Origin of the sequence: Piscinibacter sp. (assembly GCF_050175855.1) — a bacterium.
Taxonomy (GTDB): Bacteria; Pseudomonadota; Gammaproteobacteria; order Burkholderiales; family Burkholderiaceae_C; genus Piscinibacter.
In genome coordinates this window covers 1-3,431 of the sequence record NZ_JBFXIO010000475.1, presented here as the reverse complement: position 1 = coordinate 3,431, position 3,431 = coordinate 1, and the positions used below count along the sequence as shown (strand labels likewise).

Genomic DNA, 3,431 nt, shown 5'->3' with positions numbered 1-3,431 from the left:
GCGGCGCTGGTGTCCAGGCCGCCGGAGAAGGCGATGCCGACCTTCTGGCCGACGGGAAGCGATTGGAGGATGGTTGCCATGGTGGAAGCGGTGCGCGCCGCCCGGGACGGCCGGGTTGGGCGAAGCGGGTATTTTCGGGCCTTTTCGATCCGGCCCGCGCGCCGCCCTATCCGGCCATCACGGCACGCCGCCGGCCGGCGCGCTTGGCGGCGTACATGGCCGAATCGGCAGCGTCGAGAAGCTGCGCGGGCGACTCCTCGGCGTTGCTGACCATGCTGGCCACGCCGATGCTCAGCGTGACATGCGTCGCCAGCGGTGAATCGGGGTGCGGCAGCTCGGCCTGCTCCACCGCCTCGATGCAGGCCAGGGCCATCGCCATCGCCTCGGCCTCGGCGGTGTGCGGCAGCAACAGGGCAAACTCTTCGCCGCCGTAGCGTGCCACCAGGTCGCCCGCCCGGTGCACGCAGTTGCGCAGGATCTGCGCGATGGCGCGCAGGCACTCGTCGCCCATCGGGTGGCCGCGGCTGTCGTTGTAGCGCTTGAAGTGGTCGACATCGACCAGCAGCAGCGCCAGCGGCAGGCCGTGGCGGCTGGCGCGCTGCCATTCGTCGTGCAGCGCGCGGTCGAAGCGGCGGCGGTTGGCGATGCCGGTCAGCGCGTCGGTCTCCGACAGGTGAGAGAGCTGGGCATTGGCATCGCGCAGTGCCTGCGCGTAGGCCTCGCGCTCGGACAGGTCGGTGAACAGCGCGACGAAGCGGGCCTGGCCACCCGTGTCCAGCCGGGACAGCGCAAGCTGCACGGTCACGCTGCGGCCGTCGCGCTGGCGCGCGTGGATGTCGCGCGGCGATGTTCGGCCGACGCGCGCCTCGGGGCCACGCGCGTCCAGCAGCTCCAGCGGGTCGGGCCCGGCATCGGCCGGCACGATCACCCGAAGGCTCTGGCCGACCAGCTCGTCCGCGGGCCAGCCGAAGATGGCCGTGGTCGCCGGGTTGGCCGAGAGGATCGCGCCTCGTTCGTCAAGCGTCACGATCGCGGCCATGGCCGTCCCGATCACCGCGTTGAGCTGCGCCCGGCTCTCGGCGAGGCGGGCATTGATCTGCTTGAGCTGCTGTTCACGATGCACCAGTTCGGTCACGTCGACCCGCACGCCGGCCACACCGCCGAGCCGGGTGGGCCGCTCCTCGATGCGCAGCCAGCGATTGCCCGGCAGCTCCTGGAGAACGGGCTGATCCGCATGGCGGTGGCGGTACAAGCGCTCCTCCAGCCACTCCATCTCGCGCCCTTCGGCGGCGGGGTACTGGCCCCGCGCCAGCCCGTAGCGCAGGATGTCCTCGAAGCGCGTGCCCGGCCGGATGGCCGGCGCGCTGAGCTGGTAGGTCTCGCGGTAGCGCTGGTTGCACACCACCAGGCGGTCGTCGGCGTCGTAGAGCACGAAGCCGTCGGACAGCGCCTCGATCGCGTCTTCCAGCCGCTCGTGCGCCTGCTGGGCCTGGGCCCGCGCCTCCTCCAGCGCCTGCTCCTTGGTCACCAGTTCGGTGACGTCGATGCTGAAGGCGAGCAGCGAGCCGTCGGCCAGGCGTTGCTCGGTGATGCGGCGCCAGCGGCCGTCGGCCATGCGGCGCAGCAGTGGCATGCCCGGCTCGCGGTGCTGGCGCACCCGCGCGGCGACGAAGCCCTCGATATCGCCCTGTGCCTCGGGGATCATGCCCAGCGAGGCGGCCTCGCGCAGCATCTCCTCGAACGTGCGGCCCGGCACCAGCATGTGCGCCAGGCCCGGATACAGCGCACGGAAGTTGCGGTTGCACAGCACCAGCCGGTCCTGCGCGTCGTAGAGCACGATGCCGGCGTCCATCGCGTCCATCGCCTCGACATAGGGCGGCTCGGCACGGCCGCCGAACCAGCGGCGCAGGGCCTGCCAGAGCCGGGCCGGCAGCGGCGGCCGGTGGGAAGCGAGCGAGGCGGGCATGGAACTGAGATGGGAATCGGGCGGAACGGATCGGAACGCGCCGACAGCATACGCGCTCGCCGACCGGCTTGACCTTGCCCAGGAACCGTGTATTCTGTATACAGAGTACACGTCTCGCGATGACCGCCCCCCTGCTCAAGCTGCATGTCGCGCCCGACCTGGTCGACCAGGTCTACCAGGCGCTGCTCGGCGCCATTGCCGACGGCACATTGGCGCCCGGCGCGCGGCTGACGCAGGAGGAGATCGCCCAGCAGCTCGACGTCTCGCGCCAGCCGGTGCTGCAGGCGCTGCGCCTGCTCAAGCAGGACGGCCTGGTGCTCGACGCGCCCGGCCGCGGCGTGCAGGTGGCGCCGCTGGACGCACCGGGCATCGCCGCCGTCTACCAGGTGCGCGGCGCGCTCGACGCGCTGGCCGCGCGGCTGGCGGCACAGCAGGGCCGGGTGCTCGATGCGAAGCTGATCGAGCGAGGCCGCAAGGCCTCGCGCGGGCGCAACGTGCAGGCCATGATCGAGGCCGACGCCGCCTTCCACAACGCCGTCTACGCCGCCGCCGGCAACCCGCTGATCCCGCGCAGCGCGCACCTGCACTGGGCCCACATCCGCCGCGCCATGGGCGCGGTGCTGCAGGCGTCGAGCCTGCGCGAATCGGTGTGGGACGAGCACGCGGCGATCGCCCGAGCCATCGCCGCCGGCGACGCCGATCTCGCCGAACGCCTGATGCGCGAGCACGACGAACGCGCCAGCCACCACATGACCCGCCACCTCGATGCCGCGATGCGCGGCGCCGGGGCTCACCACGCCTGAGGAGACACCGATGAGACTCACTCCCGAGCAGATCGCCCAGTTCGACCGCGAGGGCTATCTCTTCTTTCCCGGCCTGTTCAGCGCCGAGGAGACGAAGACCCTGACCGACGCCGTACCCGAGTTGTACGCCCGCCGCGAGGCCTACAACGTGCGCGAGAAGGGCTCGGACGCGGTGCGCACCAACTTCGCGGCCCACCTGTACAGCGAACCGTTTGCCCGGCTGGCCCGCCACCCGCGCATGGTCGAGCCGGTGGAAGACCTGTTCGGCGAGAAGCTGTACATGCACCAGTTCAAGATCAACGGCAAGATGGCCTTCGAGGGCGACGTCTGGCAGTGGCACCAGGACTACGGCACCTGGCTGAACGACGACATGATGCCCACCGAGCGGGCCATGAACGTGGCCATCTTCCTGGACGACGTCAACGAGTTCAACGGCCCGCTGATGTTCATTCCGGGCAGCCACAAGAAGGGCGTGGTCGATGCCAGGCACGATCTCACCACCACCAGCTACCCGCTGTGGACGGTCGACAACGACCTGACCTTGCCCCTGAATCCCGTAGCTCTTAGCATCCTTGTTACGCGGCCTTGTTGAGCTGTGCCGCGACCCAGCGCTCTTCATACTGCCTGGGGCTGAGGTAGCCCAGCGAGGAATGTAGCCGGCG

At 70.5% G+C, this 3,431-nt stretch carries 2 protein-coding genes and 1 pseudogene; 2 read left to right on the top strand and 1 reads right to left on the bottom strand.

The window, feature by feature from the left end; genetic code table 11:
* Positions 1–166 precede the first annotated feature (166 nt).
* Positions 167–1,966 carry a diguanylate cyclase domain-containing protein gene (locus tag AB7U92_RS24145; RefSeq protein ID WP_428582909.1) on the bottom strand — a complete coding sequence of 600 codons (1,800 nt, stop codon included), beginning with the start codon at positions 1,964–1,966 and terminating at the stop codon, positions 167–169.
* 119 nt (positions 1,967–2,085) lie between these two features.
* Here AB7U92_RS24145 and AB7U92_RS24140 point away from each other — a divergent pair, with 119 nt between their 5' ends.
* Entirely contained in the window at positions 2,086–2,769 is a 684-nt protein-coding gene (locus tag AB7U92_RS24140) for a GntR family transcriptional regulator (protein ID WP_428582907.1), read from the top strand.
* A gap of 10 nt (positions 2,770–2,779) precedes the next feature.
* Positions 2,780–3,307 (top strand): annotated as a pseudogene (locus tag AB7U92_RS24135) (phytanoyl-CoA dioxygenase family protein); the annotation flags it as partial.
* Positions 3,308–3,431: the final 124 nt, after the last annotated feature.

Coding starts and splice junctions, on each gene's coding strand:
- AB7U92_RS24145 (WP_428582909.1), bottom strand. CDS start 1,966: ATGCCCGCCTCGCTCGCTTCCCACCGGCCGCCGCTGCCGGCCCGGCTC.
- AB7U92_RS24140 (WP_428582907.1), top strand. CDS start 2,086: ATGACCGCCCCCCTGCTCAAGCTGCATGTCGCGCCCGACCTGGTCGAC.